We start from the raw sequence: 14,499 nt of genomic DNA on the forward strand, positions 1-14,499 counted from the left end.
TCAATGTGAGGGACGACCGCTTGCCTTCCAACCAAGCCGCGCGACGCGCGCATCAAACAGCGCGGTAGCTAGCGCGGCTTGGTTGGAAGGCCTCAGGGAGCCCGTTACCCCATCTACGGACGTGCGCTAAATCTCCAGCTCCGTGCCGAATTCCACCACCTGCCTGGTCGGGACGCCGAAGAACGCGGCCGAGCGTTCGGCGTTGCGCTGGAGGAAGGCGAACAGACTTTCGCGCCAGACCCACATGCCCGGGATGTCCTCGCGCGGGATGATGGTCTCGCGGCCGACATAATAGGTGATGTCGGAGAGGTCGATGCCGGGCAGCTTGCCCTGGCGACAGGCGACCTTCAGCCCGTCATAGATCGTCGGGTTCTGCATGAAGCCGTAATGCAGGACCACGCGGGTGATGCCAGTGATGATCTCGATCACCTCGGCGCGGTCCTCATCCGCAATGTGCGGGGATTCCTCGATCTGGACGGTAACGAGGACGATGCGCTCGTGCAGGACATGGTTGTGCTTGACGAACTGCGTCAGCGCCAGCGGCACGCCGTTCGGCACGGAAGCCAGGAACACTGCGGTCCCGGGCAGCCGCGCACGGCATTGGTTGACCGCGGTCTCGATCAGGTCTTCCTCGGGTTGGCGTACGCGGGTACGGGCACTCTCGACGAGTTTCACGCCGCTGCGCCAGGTCAGCATCAGGAAGGCGACGAGGCCCGCAAGCACAAGCGGAAACCAGCCGCCTTCGAACAACTTGATCGAATTGGCGGCAACGAAGGTCACGTCGATCACAAAGAAGAAGCCGTTGACTGCGATCACCAGCCACAAGGAATAGCCCCACTGCACCGCGACCAGAGCGGCGAGAAGCGTGGTGATGGCCATCAGCAGCGACACCGCGATACCGTAGGCGCCGGCGAGCGCGTCCGAACTGCGGAAGGCGAACACGGCGCCGAGCGTGGCCGCGGCGAGCAGCCAGTTGACCAGCGGCACATAGATCTGGCCAATCGCATGGCTCGTGGTGTGGCGGATCTGCATACGGGGCAAAAAGCCGAGTTGGATCGACTGCTGCGTCAGTGAGTACACACCCGAAATGATGGCCTGCGAGGCGATCACGGTCGCGATCGCGGAGAATGCAACGAGCGGAAGTTGTGCCCAGCCCGGAGCGAGCTGGAAGAATGGATGGTCGAGTGCGCCGGGATCTGTGATCAGAAGTCCGCCCTGCCCGAAATAGTTGAGCATCAGCGCCGGCAGGCAGATGGTGAACCATGCAAGACGGATGGGGAAGCGGCCGAAATGCCCCATGTCCGCGTACATCGCTTCGCCGCCGGTCACCGCGAGAAAGGCGGCGCCCATGATTGCGAAGCTGATGTGGAAATCCTGGTGAAGCAGGAAGTCCAGGGCGTAAAGCGGGCTCAGCGCGGCCAGTACCATCGGAGCCTTGACGATGCCGTGGATGCCGAGCGCGGCCAGGACGATGAACCAGGACAGCATGACCGGGCCAAAAATCCCGCCGATGAAGCTCGTACCTTGCTTCTGCATCGCGAACAGGCCGACCAGAATCGCGATGGTGATCGGGACCACGGCCGGCTCGAGCGAAGGCGCATCCACCTTGAGGCCTTCGATCGCGCTCAAGACCGAGATCGCCGGCGTGATCGCGCCATCACCATAGAGCAGGGCGGCGCCAACAAGGCCGACGACAAGCAGGTGAACTCGCCACGTGCCGGGTGCGGCATGGCGCGCATGAAGCAGCGCCAGGATCGCAACGATGCCGCCTTCACCGCGGTTGTCCGCGCGCATGATAAGCGCCGCATATTTGATCGAAATGATCAGGATCAGCGCCCACAGGATCAGCGAAACGACACCCAGAACGGCCTCTGGAGCGACCGTGCCGTCATGGGCGGCGGCTCTGGCAGCTTCCTTCAGGGCGTAGAGGGGACTGGTGCCGATATCGCCATAGACGACGCCCAGGGCGCCGAGGGTCAACGCGAATGGGAGCGGGCTCGGAGGATGGCCGGAGGCGACGGCGGGCGTACTGGACATGGCGACCCCCAATTGCTCCGCGCCCGCCGGATGATCCCTGGGGCACATCAGCAGTCTGCGACGAGACGTCGCAAATTGCTATGGGGTTTGCACGACGGGAAAATGACCTGCCTAAAATGACCTGCCTATGGGGTCCGGTCGGCGGTGACCAGGCGGGCTTCCCGGACGTCCGCCTTGGTGCCGGCCCGGCGCAGGCAGGAGGCCTCGAAATTCGGCCAGGCCTGTTGCGAGCAATCCTTGCGGATGGTGCGGATATCGAGGCGGTCGCTCTTCGCGAGCGGCTGCGGGACGCTCGCTTCGACGGTCGGAGCGAAGCCGGGAAGGACGGTGAGGGCAGCAGCAACAAACGCGGCGATGGCAATCGCTGAGATGGTCTTGATCATTGACGGTCCCCTGTAATGCGGCCGCTACGCCCAGTGTGCGGCCCGTCATTCGTTGGGTGGGTTAGTAACCATGGCCAGTTTCCGGACGTCTTCGCAGACGCGGGAAATGGTTTCGTTCACTCTCCGTTTTGTTTCGTGGCCGCGCTCAGGACGAAACAATCTCCGAGATTCCGGCATGGTTCTGCGGAAAACCGGGCAGGGAACTCGCCCGGCTTGCCGGGCCGGGCCGGGCGCGGTAGGACGGAGCCATGCCCCGCATTGCCTTCTACCCAGGTTCCTTCGACCCCATCACCAACGGCCATCTGGACGTGGTCCGGAACAGTGTGTCCCTGTGCGACCGGCTGGTGGTCGCGATCGGGGTCCATCCCGGCAAGAAGCCGCTGTTCTCGACCGAGGAGCGGCTGAAGATGCTGCACGACGTCTGCGGGCCGGTGGCGGCCGAGGCCGGCTGCGTCCTCGAAGCTGTGACCTACGACGATCTCGCGGTCACCGCCGCGCGCAAGCACGGCGCCACCATCATGGTTCGTGGCCTGCGCGACGGCACCGATCTCGACTACGAGATGCAGCTCGCCGGCATGAACGGGACCATGGCGCCAGAGGTGCAAACCATCTTCCTGCCGGCGTCTCCGGCGGTCCGCCCGATCACCGCCACTTTGGTGCGCCAGATCGCCGGCATGGGCGGAGACGTCTCGGCCTTCGTCCCGCCGCAGGTTGCGGCACAGCTCAAGGCAAAATTCGCCTGATAGCGGCGCGCTTCTTCTTTTATCTGATCCGGAGTTGTCATGATCCGAATTCTCGCAGTTCTTGCCGCGCTCGTGTTCGCGGTGCCGGCGGTGGCGCAGCAATTGCCGGCCAACCTCGACAAGGCCAACGCCATCGTCATCGACACCACCAAGGGCCGCATCGTCATCAAGCTGCGCACTGACCTCGCCCCCCCAGCATGCCGAGCGCATCAAGCAGCTGGCGCGTGAGGGGTACTACAATAACGTGCCGTTCCATCGCGTCATGGACGGCTTCATGGCACAGACCGGCGATGGCCAGAATTTCAACGGCACCGGCGGCTCGAAATATCCGAACCTGAAGCAGGAATTCTCCAAGGTGCATTTCGCGCGCGGCATCGTCGGCATGGCCCGGCGCGGCGACAGCGTCGACAGCGCCAACTCGCAGTTCTTCATCATGTTCGCCGACGGCGGCAGCCTCGACGGCCAGTACACCGTGATCGGCGAAGTGGTGCAGGGCATGGATGTCGTCGACAAGCTGAAGAAGGCGCCGCCCGGCTCGGCAAGCGGCTCTGTCACCGATCCTGACAAGATGGTGAAGGTGCAGGTCGCTTCCGACATCAAGTAGGAGCGGCCATGGCGCGTTGCGGCAAGAAGCTCCTGCTGGCTGCCGCGACGCTGCTGCTCGGCGTCTCCAGCGCGGCCGCCGAGGACGCGCAGGTCGACACCATCAAGGATGTCTTCCAGCATCTGCGTACCTGCTGGAAGCCGCCGCCGGCCGCCAAGGCTCGCCCTATCGACATCACCGTCGTCGTGAGCTTTAACCGGTCCGGAAACATTTTGGGCCATCCGAGGATTTCCTATGAATCCGCGGAAGCCTCCGACAATGACCGGCTGCAATACCGGATCGCGGTGATGGAGGCGTTGCAACGTTGCACGCCGATGCCATTTACCGATGCAATGGCCGGCGCCGCCACGGGACGTCCATTCGCGATCCAGTTCCGTAGCCGGAAGACTTCACCCCCAACGCAAGAGAGACGAGCATGAGCGTCACCGAAAACACCCTGATCCTCGAGACCACGCAGGGCCCCGTCACCATCGAGATGCGGCCCGACCTCGCACCTGGCCATGTCGCACGCATCAAGGAGCTGGTCCGCGAGGGCTTCTACGACGGCATCGTGTTCCACCGCGTGATCGAGGGCTTCATGGCGCAGACCGGCTGTCCGCATGGCACCGGCACCGGCGGCTCCGGCAAGAAGCTGAAAGCCGAATTCAACAAGGAGCCCCATGTGCGCGGCACCGCTTCGATGGCCCGCGCCGCGAGCCCCGATTCCGGCGACAGCCAGTTCTTCATCTGCTTCGACGACGCCCGCTTCCTCGACAACCAGTACACGGTGTGGGGCAAGGTCACCGAGGGCATGGAGAATGTCGACAAGATCAAGCGCGGCGAGCCCGTGCAGAACCCCGACAAGATCGTCAAGGCGCGGATGGCGGCGGACAAGGAGTGACCGCTCGACCCTCATCCTGAGGAGCGCGGAACGCGCGTCTCGAAGGATGAAGGCCCCGCTGCTGCAGCTCGGCCTTCATGGTTCGAGACGGCGCCTCGCGCCTCCTCACCATGAGGGTCTGGCTGTGCTGCGCCAGACCTGACCATGCGCACTGATCTCTTCGATTTCGATCTGCCAGCCGAGCGCATCGCCCTGCGCCCGGCGAGCCCGCGCGACTCCGCGCGGCTGCTGGTTGTCGAGAACGGCGCGCTGCGCGACCAGATCATCTCCGACCTGCTGCAATGGCTGAAGCCGGGCGACGAGCTCGTCGTCAACGACACCAGGGTGATCGCGGCGCAGCTGAAGGGACGCCGCATCGGCCGCGAGACCGAGCCGAAGATCGAGGCGACGCTGATCAAGCGGCTCGACGGCTCGCGCTGGCAGGCGCTGGTGAAGCCGGCGAAGAAACTCGTCGCCGGAGACCGCATCCGCTTCGGCAATGAAGGCAAGGTCTGCCTGCTCGGCCATCTCGACGCCGAGGTCGAGGTCAAGGGCAGCGAAGGCGAGGTGACGCTGTCATTCTCGTTCCACGGTCCGGCGCTTGATCAGGCAATCGCCGATCTCGGCAGCCCTCCGCTGCCGCCCTACATCGCCTCGAAGCGTACGCCTGACGATCAGGACCTTGCCGATTATCAGACGATGTTCGCGGTGAATGAAGGCGCGGTCGCTGCTCCCACTGCGGGCCTGCATTTCACGCCGGCGCTGGAGCGGGCGCTAGGCGAGCTCGGTGTCGGCATCAACCGCGTCACGCTGCATGTCGGAGCAGGGACGTTCCTGCCGGTCAAGGTGGACGACACCGAAGGCCACAAGATGCATGCCGAGTGGGGCACGATCTCGGCCGAGACGGCGGAGCGGCTCAACGCCGCGCGGAAAAATGGCGGCCGCATCATCGCTGTAGGCACGACGTCATTGCGGCTGCTGGAAAGCGCAGCCAGCGAGGATGGCACCATTCAGCCCTTCGCGGCCGAGACGTCGATCTTCATCACCCCCGGCTATCGCTTCCGCGCCGCCGACATCTTGCTGACGAATTTTCATTTGCCGCGCTCGACCCTGTTCATGCTGGTGTCGGCGTTCTCCGGGCTCGACACGATGAAGCGGGCCTATGCGCATGCGATCGCGAATGGCTACCGGTTTTATTCGTATGGCGATGCGTGTTTGTTGTTTCGGGCGCAGGGGTAGCGTCGGGGCCCGTAGGGTGGGCAAAGCGAAGCGTGCCCACCATCTTTCTTGAATGCGCGAGAGAAGTGGTGGGCACGGCGCTTGCGCGCCTTTGCCCACCCTACGACTCTCGTTACGCCATCACGCGCTGCGGCAAGAGCTCCGCGATCTGAACCGCATTCAGCGCCGCGCCCTTCAAGAGCTGATCCGCCGCCACGAACATCGAGATCGAATGCCCTGAGGGATCGCTGAGGTCCTTGCGGATGCGGCCGACCAGGACGTCGTCCTGGCCCGAAGCGTCGATCGGCATCGGGAAGTAGTTCTTCACACGGTCGTCGACGATCTTCACGCCGGGCGCCTGCGCCATGATGGCGCGGACCTGGTCCTCGCTGATCGGCTTTTCGCATTCGAAGGTGATGGCCTCGCAATGGGCGCGCAGCACCGGCACGCGGACGCAGGTGACGCCGACGGCGATCGTCTCGTCCTCGAAAATCTTGCGGGTCTCCTTGATGACCTTGGTCTCTTCGTCGTTGTAGCCGGTCTCTGGATCGACGGCGGTGTTGTGGTTGAACAGATTGAAGGCGTAGGGGTGCGGCATCACCTTGGGCGTGTAGACCTGCCCGTTGAGATTGGCGCGGGTGGACTCGACGAGTTCATCCATCGCGGCAGCGCCGGCGCCGGAGGCGGCCTGGTAGGTCGCAATGATCACGCGCTTGATGCGGTTCTTCTGGTGGATCGGCCAGAGCGGCACCAGCGCAGTGATCGCGGCGCAGTTCGGGTTCGCGATGATGCCCTTGTGATCGCGGATACGGTTCGCGTTGATCTCGGGGATCACCAGCGGCACGTTCGGGTCCATGCGGAAGGCGGAGGAGTTGTCGACCACGACGGCGCCGGCCTTGACCGCGAGCGGTGCGTACTTCTTCGAGATGCCGCTGCCCGCGGAGAACAGGGCGATGTCGACGCCCTCGAAGGCGCGCTCGGTCAATTCCTCGATGACGACGTCCTTGCCGCGAAACGACACCGTCTTGCCGGCCGAGCGAGCGCTGGCCAGCGCCTTGAGCTTGCCGACGCGGAAGCCGCGCTTGTCCATGGTGGCGATGAATTCGGCGCCCACCGCACCGGTGACGCCGACAATCGCGACGACGGGATCGTTACTCACATTCTCCTCCATTCCAGTTCGGTTGAGCATGATCTTGTCGGAAAACCGGGTTCCACTTTTCCGGATCATGCGGTTGAGTTTCAGGCAACAAAAAAAGCCCCGGACCATCGAGGGCGGGGCTTCGGTAGAGCTTATGCGTTTAAGTCGACGACTACGCGCGCACGCCTCCCCGGGCCCCGAAGGCCGTGGTGGTTTTGGTCGTGCGTTTGCTGGTCGTGAACATGGCGGCGACTTATGCGGGAGAGTCTTGCGCCCGTCAATGGCATTCCGGCGGGATTGTGGCCGCCGGCTGAGAGTGCGCTACTTTCCCCGGGCGCCCGGCGGCTCGAGGATGACCTCCTTGAGGTCGTCGCCGCTGATGACGACGATTGCGAAATTCAGCCGGCCGCGTTCGCGGATGAGGCCGCCGCTGATCGCCTTGCCGGAGGCTGCGTGCTCGGCGACGCGCACGGCATCCGCGAGGCGGTGCCTGATCGCACCGAGCGCCGCGAGATTGCTGCGATCGTCGAGGTCGAGCTCGGCCAGGGGAAGTGCGGCTTCTCCGCCGACGAGCTCGCCGGTTGCGGCATTGATGGTTTGGCGCCAGATCCGGTCGTTGTGCAGGGTTTTCACCCGATAGACCGGCACGCCGGCGGCCCCATCAAAACTCACATCCGCCGTCGTGGCGCCGGCATGCCGGGCCTCGGCGATCGCCATGGCCTGGTTGATCGAGATCGAGGAGCTGCGGAAACGCTCGATCTCGCGGCTGACGGTCTGGCGATCGGCCTCGGCATCACCATTCGTTTCGCTATGAAGGGCGGTCGGCGTGCCCGTGGTGACGATCGCCCGCGCTGGAGCTGCGAGGAGGAGCGCGGATAGCGCGATCGCGATCAACTGCTTCAGGCCTTTGGGGGCGCGCATTGTTAGTCTCCGTGCTGAGACCGGTGTCTTACCGGCCGCCGAGCCGGATCGTCTTGTACAGGATTGCGCGGCCGACCTTGGGCATCGGTCGGCCGCGGAGCGTCGCGTCGGGCTGTACCCGCCGCGGCGATCGAAGCGGTGCGGACCTCTCTTGGGGCTGGTGAAAAAAGCGATCCGCATCGCCTTATAACTAAACCATACCGTATCGTTTCATTTTGGTCAATGACGCGGGGTGTCCCCCGTTGGGGATAGATCGCAACCTCACGGAATTGTCAGCGGGACAGGCGTCGCCGCTGCGTGCTCTTGGCTGTGTCCCGGATGCGGTCCGCGGGTCCCAGCGCACCGGCCAGGAACAGCTTGATCGCCGCGCGCATCCGCTTTTCCGCCGCCTTTATCTCCAGCGCCGTTCCAAACGTTGCCAAGCGATGGGTGTGACCGACAACGACGTCGAGAAACACTTCCGCCGCGATGGTGGTGTCGTCGAGATCGAGCGCGCGTTGCGCGACGAGATGGTCGAAGAAGCGCGCCGTGGTGGCGACAGCCTTGAGCCAGCCTTCCTCCTTGCCGAGCTTGGCGACATCGGGGAAGTTGATGGCCTGTGACGTCATCATGCGGCTGAAGGCGACGGCGTCGGGCCCGCAGGTGAAGGTGAGCATCTCGCGCCCGATCGCGACCAGCCGCTGCTCGACAGAGATGTCCGAGTCGCTGCTGAGCTGCATTTCTGCCGCAGCCGACAGGGGCGCGAGCCAGCGCTCGATTTCGCGCCTGAGCACGGCCGCAAACAGGCCGCGCTTGTCGCCGTAACGGGAATAGACGGTGGGCTTGCTGACGCGGGCCGCTTCCGCGACCGCATCGAGCGAGGTCGCGTCAAACCCACGATCCAGGAACAGGCGCGTGGCGACCTCGATCAGCCTCTGGTCGCGCTCGATCGCGGCAGTTTTCGTCGGCCGGCCGCCGCGCGATTTCGGCACCTCGCGCCGTGGCGCTGCCGATCTTGTCCTGGTCGCAGTCAATCCCATGCCCAATGATCCCTGCGCGTTTCTGACAGTCGTCATTTGCTCTATATAGCGCAGGAGCGGGGGGCGTCATCGCGAATCTGGCCGAATTGGCCGTATCGTCAATGGTTTCAGCAAAGCGTCGTTCCGTCACGAGGGGGTCATGGCAGCGTCGAGGTCCACGCCTGGCCCGCTGCCGCCTTCTCATATCCGTACTGGTACAGCGCGCGCATATAGGCGGTGTCGAACCCTTCCGAGGGCGATGCCGGATAATCGCGCGCGATGTAGGAGAGATGGAAGCCCAGATGGTTGCGCTTGGCGAAATCATAGGTCGAGAAGATGATCGAGCGCGTCTGCGACTGGGTCATCGACGACAGGCTGCGCGAGGCGACGTCGATGGTGCTGTTGGACACGAGCTCGAAATTGCGTTCGATCTTCTTGTTGACGAGGATGTAGATGTTCATCCGCGCGTTGCTCGGCAAACGGTCCTGGGAGAGCAGGGCTTCCGGCAGCGTCAGCACCGGCGCCGTGACGCCGCCGTCGACATGCATCTCCTGAAACCTGCGGCCCTGGCCTTCGGCGTCGATCATGATGGGCGGAAATACCAGCGGGATGCTGGCGGAAGCCGCCATCACGTCGCGAAACAGTTTTAGCGCTTCGGGTGTTCCGACCGCAGCGATCTTGCCCATGTCCCAGATGGCGGTCCGCTGCGTGTCCAGATCGGTCGTCACCACCAGCAGCTTGCGGCCCCTGGTATTCTCGCGCGCGACCTGGGCCATGATCTCAGGTCCGACATAACGGGCGACAAGCTCGCGCAGCCGCGTGTTGCCGAACAGGCCGGATCCGAACAGCACGCGCGTGATGCTGGGATCGTTCAGCAGGCTCTCGGCGATGCCGCTGGTGTAGACCTCCCGCAGCGTGTCGTCGTATTGCGAGCCGAGGAACGCAAAGGGCGCGATCAAGCCGCCGGTGCTCACGCCCGAGACGACCGCGAAGGTGGGGCGGGTGCCGGCTGCGGTCCAGCCGTTCAGCACGCCGACGCCATAAGCTCCGTCAGCGCCGCCGCCTGAAAGCGCCAGATAGCTCTTGGTCGCGGTGCTGATGTCCTTCTCGAAGCTGAACTTCGTGACGGGCTCGTCGGCGTAGCGGCGCAAGCCGTCGATATCGAGCACGCGCGAGGTGCTGGCATCGGCGGCCGTATAGGGCGTGCGGGGCAGGGAGGTGCAGGCGGCGAGTGCCAGGCTGCACGCCAGCACGAGGACCCCGGTCAGGCGGACGCCTGCCCTCTTCATCCGGTCATCGGAAGGGCTGGATACGTCAGTCGAACATGAGGCGAAGGGCATCGTCGGCGGCTGGCGATCACGTGAATACTGCCGCCGGCGATCGCGCCACGGCATTTCGTCCAGCCCCCACGAGAAAACTATACTGTATCGTTTTGTTTGACAAGCTGCGGCGGATGTCACGTCCGCGTCAAATGTGTCCCAGTCTGAGGCATCGCGCGCCTCCGAGCGGGTTGATCGGCCCCGCCCGACACGCAATAAGCACCGCCATGAATCTCCCCGACAACAGTCTACCCAATCATTTCGCGCTGCTCGCGATCGATGGCGCCGCGCGCACCGGCCACCTGACCACGCCGCACGGCGTGGTGCGCACGCCGGCCTTCATGCCGGTCGGCACCGCCGGCGCAATGAAGGGCATGCACTGGCGCGAGGTGCGCGATGCCGGCGCCGACATCGTGCTCGGCAATACCTACCATTTGATGCTGCGTCCCGGCGCCGAACGCATCGCCGCGCTCGGCGGCCTGCAGCGGTTCACCGGCTGGAACGGTCCGATGCTGACGGACTCCGGCGGCTTCCAGGTGATGTCACTTTCGGACCTGCGCAAGGTCAGCGAGAACGCGGTCACCTTTCGCTCGCATATCGACGGCGCCAAGGTGGAACTGTCGCCGGAGCGCTCGATCGAGGTGCAGCGGTTCCTCGGCTCCGACATCGCCATGCAGATGGACGAATGCGTGCGGCTGCCGGCCGAGCGCGACGACATCGAGCGCGCGATGCGCCTGTCGCTGCGCTGGGCCGAACGCTCCAAACGCGCCTTCGAGAGCGCGCCAGACGGGTACATGCTGTTCGGCATCGTGCAGGGCGGCGACATCCCGCAGCTTCGCCATGCGAGCGCGCAGGGCCTCGTCGAGATCGGGTTCCACGGCTATGCGATCGGCGGCCTTGCCGTCGGCGAACCGCAGGCCGTGATGCTGGCGATGATCGACGAGACCGCGCCGGCGCTGCCGACCGACCGGCCGCGCTATCTGATGGGTGTCGGCACGCCCGACGACATTCTCGAAGCGGTGAAGCGCGGCGTCGACATGTTCGATTGCGTGATGCCGACGCGCAATGGCCGGCACGGCGTCGCCTTCACCCGCTTCGGCCAGGTGAATTTGCGCAACGCGCGCCATGCCGACGATCCCCGTCCGCTGGACGAAGAGAGTTCATGGCCAGCGGCGCGCAACTACGCGCGCGCTTATCTGCATCATCTCGTCAAGGCGGGCGAGACGCTTGGGGCCATGCTGCTGTCCGAGATCAATATCGCTTACTACCAGTTCCTGATGCAGGGCATCAGGGACGCGATCGCGCGCGGAACGTTCGAAGAGTTCTATCAGCGGACGCATGAGGACTGGGCGAGGGGCGACATCGCCCCGCGCTAGGTCAATCGCGCAAGGTCAATTGCACACGAGCCGCTGCTTGACGGCGTGCTTGGTCACGAAGCCATAACCGCAGGTGTCGCAGGTCCAGAGATAGCTGATCATGTGGTCCGAGACGTACGCGGATGCTTCGGCCGCGACCATGGAGTCGGCGCAGACGGGACAAGTGGGTAACTCGCTGCAACGCGGATCGGGGCGGTGCGCGACGGTCGACAACACTTCAGCGATTGCTGACATCGTGGTGACCTCCCTGCTTTGAGACCTAAGTCTAACATAAGCAGAATCAGTTGACGAGGTCGCGACACAAAAGCGTTGGCTTCTCTAAAATCTCAGTCATCCCTCCATCTTTCGGCTATCGCAGCGCAAACAATTCGTGTGCGTTGCGATACTCAGTGCTCCACTTCACGCTAATGTGCGGCGCTCTGCCGGCTGAGACCGGGCTTGAGAACCACCGGGGTCCTGCGGTCTGAGCGGAGTTTGCGTCCGAATGAGATCCAGGGTTTCTCGACGAGGGAATATGTCATCCAACTGACAAAAATCGACGACGTCACGATCCCGGTGACAAAGGCGAGCCATCGCAGTGGCCCGTCGCCAAACCAGACGTAACGATGGATCCAGACCATCACGAACGGCGACATCAGGTAGATCGAATAGCTGATGACGCCGACGAACGCGATCGGGCGCCAGGCCGTCCTCTCACCGAACGCGGCGAACACGATGAAGACGACGGCCGCGCAGACATAGGCCGACCCAATCGAATAGCTGTAGAAGAAGTCCTCAGCGTAGACCCCGCCATAGCGCCGATCGGCCAGCGTGATCGCGAAGATGGCGTAAAGCGCCGTACAGACGGCTACATGCGGCCAGCGCAGCTGCCCGCCGACATATGCGCCGGTCGGATGCTCTCGTACGATCACTTCGAGCGCATGCTGAACGACCACCGCAAGGACGGCGATGCCGCGCAGGGTATCGATGAATGCGAGCCGTCTATGCATCATGCGCCTTCTGCCGCTTCCGCCTGCCTCGGCATGTCGCCGACGACCCGGTCCGATGATCGGGGCTTTTGACCGCAACGGACGTCGCCTGTCGGGAGAATGCCTGTCGGGAGAATACTTGGCTGAAGCTCAGGCGATGATCAGGAGGCTGGACGCTGATCCGCAGTTCACCACGGCAATCGTGAACAGATTGACAACAAAAAGCGCTGGGACGGCAAGCTTCAGCCCCGCGGATGGCGGCAACATCTGACCGGAATTCCAGGCGATCCTGCTGCCTCCAGGCATCGCTGGCGCATCCCGCTTTAGTCGTGGGAAATCCGGCGCCGCCCGCATCCGCATGGCGACAGCCCACGCGATTTTGCGATGCAGCGTATTTAGAATGTGCCGCATTGTCGCTTGCGTGTCGCCGCAAGCTGCCCGTAACTGCGTAAGCGCTGCGACAGAAGCGCAAAATTGTCGTCACAGGGAGTTCATCATGGACGCATCGTCCACTGCGGGTGCAGCGCACAAACCCGGCCGCGGCCGGGTCTATGACTCGATCGTCGAGGCTTTTGGCGACACGCCGATCGTGCGTTTGCGAAGGTTGCCGGGCATGCACGCCGTGAACGCGACGATTTTGGCAAAACTCGAATATTTCAATCCGGCCGCGAGCGTGAAGGACCGCATTGGCGCGGCCATGGTCATCGCCATGGAGAAGGCGGGAATCATCAATCCTGACACCGTGCTGATCGAGCCGACGTCCGGCAACACCGGCATTGCGCTTGCCTTCGTCGCCGCCTCGCGCGGCTACCGGCTCAAGCTGGTGATGCCGGAGTCGATGTCGATCGAGCGACGCAAGATGCTCGCCTTTCTCGGCGCAGAGCTGGTCCTGACCCCGGCCGCGCAAGGCATGAAGGGCGCGATCGCGACGGCGGAGGAGCTCTTGAAGACGACGCCGAACTCGGTGATGCCGCAGCAGTTCAAGAACCTCGCCAATCCCGAGGTGCACCGTCGCACCACAGCGGAGGAGATCTGGAACGACACCGCCGGCAACATCGATTTCTTCGTGGCCGGCGTCGGTACCGGCGGCACCATCACCGGCGTCGGCCAGGTGCTCAAGCCGCGCAAGGCGTCGCTGCGTGTGGTCGCGGTCGAGCCGGCAGAAAGCCCGGTGCTCTCGGGCGGCCAGCACACTCCGCACAAGATCCAGGGCATCGGCGCCGGTTTCGTGCCTGACATTCTCGACCGCTCGGTGATCGACGAGATCGTGAAGATCAACTCGACGACGGCGATCGAGATCTCGCGCGCGCTGGCGCGGCATGAAGGCATTCCGGGCGGCATTTCCTCAGGTGCAGCGATCGCCGCGGCGCTCCAGATCGGCAAGCGGCCGGAAGCTGCGGGAAAGACCATTCTGGCGGTGGTGCCGTCCTTCTCTGAGCGCTATCTTTCGACGACTCTGTTTGAGGGAATCTAGGACATGGCGGATCAACCGAGACGGCCGCGCACATTGGGCGACGCGCGGACCGAGGCTGAGGCAGCGTTCAAGAAAGTGACTGCCAAGGTCGCCGCGGCGCCGCCGAAGCAGAATGTGGCGCCGGGGATCAAGGAGCAGGTCACGCTGCGCATCGACCAGGACGTGCTGGAGTTCTTCCAGGAGGGTGGCCCAGGCTGGCAGGACCGCATCAACGAGGCGCTGCGGAAGGTGGCGGGGAAGTAGGGTCCACAGGCTGAGCAGTGGACCCTCATCCTGAGGAGCTTGCGCAGCAGCCATCTCGAAGGATGAGGGGGCCGCAACGAAAAAGCCCGGCGCGAGCCGGGCTTTCATTTTGAGACTGGCTTCGCGTCTCAGCGGCGGAACATGCCGCCCATCATGCCACCGACGACGCCTCCCACGAAGGCTGCGCCGGCGGCATCGCCGGGGCCGCTGCTGCGGGG

General features: G+C 64.1%; 16 protein-coding genes and 1 pseudogene. 9 read left to right on the top strand and 8 right to left on the bottom strand.

Annotated elements, in window-relative coordinates; genetic code table 11:
• Positions 1-126: 126 nt before the first annotated feature.
• Positions 127-2,037 (bottom strand): potassium transporter Kup, encoded by a 1,911-nt coding sequence (locus AC630_RS37605; RefSeq protein WP_074123427.1) that lies wholly within the window; start codon positions 2,035-2,037, stop codon positions 127-129.
• A 125-nt stretch (positions 2,038-2,162) separates the two neighbouring features.
• Positions 2,163-2,420 (bottom strand): hypothetical protein, encoded by a 258-nt coding sequence (locus AC630_RS37610; protein WP_074123428.1) that lies wholly within the window; start codon positions 2,418-2,420, stop codon positions 2,163-2,165.
• Positions 2,421-2,668: 248 nt separating this feature from the next.
• Between AC630_RS37610 and coaD the strand changes: the two genes are divergently transcribed.
• The 5 genes and pseudogenes from coaD (at position 2,669) to queA (ending at position 5,865) form a co-directional block, all read left to right on the top strand.
• Entirely contained in the window at positions 2,669-3,163 is a 495-nt protein-coding gene (gene coaD / locus AC630_RS37615) for a pantetheine-phosphate adenylyltransferase (RefSeq protein ID WP_074123429.1), read from the top strand.
• A gap of 39 nt (positions 3,164-3,202) precedes the next feature.
• Positions 3,203-3,767 (top strand): annotated as a pseudogene (locus AC630_RS37620) (peptidylprolyl isomerase).
• An 8-nt stretch (positions 3,768-3,775) separates the two neighbouring features.
• Positions 3,776-4,186: a UCP034077 family protein gene (locus AC630_RS37625; protein WP_074123430.1), complete on the top strand. Its 411-nt coding sequence runs from the start codon at positions 3,776-3,778 to the stop codon at positions 4,184-4,186.
• Complete coding sequence (locus AC630_RS37630; protein WP_035702663.1) at positions 4,183-4,647, top strand: peptidylprolyl isomerase; 465 nt, start codon at positions 4,183-4,185, stop codon at positions 4,645-4,647. Before AC630_RS37625 ends, AC630_RS37630 begins: the two co-directional genes overlap by 4 nt.
• Positions 4,648-4,791: 144 nt before the next feature.
• On the top strand, positions 4,792-5,865 hold the full coding sequence (gene queA, locus AC630_RS37635) for a tRNA preQ1(34) S-adenosylmethionine ribosyltransferase-isomerase QueA (RefSeq protein ID WP_074123431.1): 1,074 nt from the start codon (positions 4,792-4,794) through the stop codon (positions 5,863-5,865).
• Between the two features lie 112 nt (positions 5,866-5,977).
• Here queA and AC630_RS37640 read toward each other — a convergent pair whose 3' ends face one another.
• From AC630_RS37640 to AC630_RS37655, 4 genes are all read right to left on the bottom strand, one after another.
• The gene (locus AC630_RS37640) at positions 5,978-7,015 is read right to left on the bottom strand and encodes an aspartate-semialdehyde dehydrogenase (RefSeq protein WP_074123432.1); all 1,038 of its coding nucleotides are present in this window, start codon (positions 7,013-7,015) and stop codon (positions 5,978-5,980) included.
• Between the two features lie 288 nt (positions 7,016-7,303).
• On the bottom strand, positions 7,304-7,903 hold the full coding sequence (locus AC630_RS37645; protein ID WP_074123433.1) for a PepSY domain-containing protein: 600 nt from the start codon (positions 7,901-7,903) through the stop codon (positions 7,304-7,306).
• A 272-nt stretch (positions 7,904-8,175) separates the two neighbouring features.
• The gene (locus tag AC630_RS37650; protein ID WP_074123434.1) at positions 8,176-8,922 is read right to left on the bottom strand and encodes a TetR/AcrR family transcriptional regulator; all 747 of its coding nucleotides are present in this window, start codon (positions 8,920-8,922) and stop codon (positions 8,176-8,178) included.
• Positions 8,923-9,059: 137 nt separating this feature from the next.
• On the bottom strand, positions 9,060-10,190 hold the full coding sequence (locus AC630_RS37655) for a patatin-like phospholipase family protein (protein ID WP_245330633.1): 1,131 nt from the start codon (positions 10,188-10,190) through the stop codon (positions 9,060-9,062).
• 257 nt (positions 10,191-10,447) lie between these two features.
• Here AC630_RS37655 and tgt point away from each other — a divergent pair, with 257 nt between their 5' ends.
• On the top strand, positions 10,448-11,596 hold the full coding sequence (tgt, locus tag AC630_RS37660) for a tRNA guanosine(34) transglycosylase Tgt (protein WP_074123435.1): 1,149 nt from the start codon (positions 10,448-10,450) through the stop codon (positions 11,594-11,596).
• A gap of 15 nt (positions 11,597-11,611) precedes the next feature.
• Here tgt and AC630_RS37665 read toward each other — a convergent pair whose 3' ends face one another.
• Together AC630_RS37665 and AC630_RS37670 are read right to left on the bottom strand one after the other, a co-directional pair.
• The gene (locus AC630_RS37665; protein ID WP_074123436.1) at positions 11,612-11,830 is read right to left on the bottom strand and encodes a hypothetical protein; all 219 of its coding nucleotides are present in this window, start codon (positions 11,828-11,830) and stop codon (positions 11,612-11,614) included.
• Between the two features lie 170 nt (positions 11,831-12,000).
• On the bottom strand, positions 12,001-12,588 hold the full coding sequence (locus AC630_RS37670) for an acyltransferase family protein (RefSeq protein ID WP_074123437.1): 588 nt from the start codon (positions 12,586-12,588) through the stop codon (positions 12,001-12,003).
• A gap of 52 nt (positions 12,589-12,640) precedes the next feature.
• Between AC630_RS37670 and AC630_RS44720 the strand changes: the two genes are divergently transcribed.
• From AC630_RS44720 to AC630_RS37680, 3 genes are all read left to right on the top strand, one after another.
• The gene (locus AC630_RS44720; protein ID WP_143198618.1) at positions 12,641-12,835 is read left to right on the top strand and encodes a hypothetical protein; all 195 of its coding nucleotides are present in this window, start codon (positions 12,641-12,643) and stop codon (positions 12,833-12,835) included.
• A gap of 225 nt (positions 12,836-13,060) precedes the next feature.
• Complete coding sequence (cysK, locus tag AC630_RS37675; protein WP_074123438.1) at positions 13,061-14,038, top strand: cysteine synthase A; 978 nt, start codon at positions 13,061-13,063, stop codon at positions 14,036-14,038.
• 3 nt (positions 14,039-14,041) lie between these two features.
• Positions 14,042-14,281, top strand: coding sequence for a BrnA antitoxin family protein (locus AC630_RS37680; RefSeq protein WP_074123439.1), 240 nt, complete (start codon positions 14,042-14,044; stop codon positions 14,279-14,281).
• Positions 14,282-14,499 lie beyond the last annotated feature (218 nt).

Source organism: Bradyrhizobium sp. AS23.2, assembly GCF_001908185.1.
Taxonomy (GTDB): domain Bacteria; phylum Pseudomonadota; class Alphaproteobacteria; order Rhizobiales; family Xanthobacteraceae; genus Bradyrhizobium.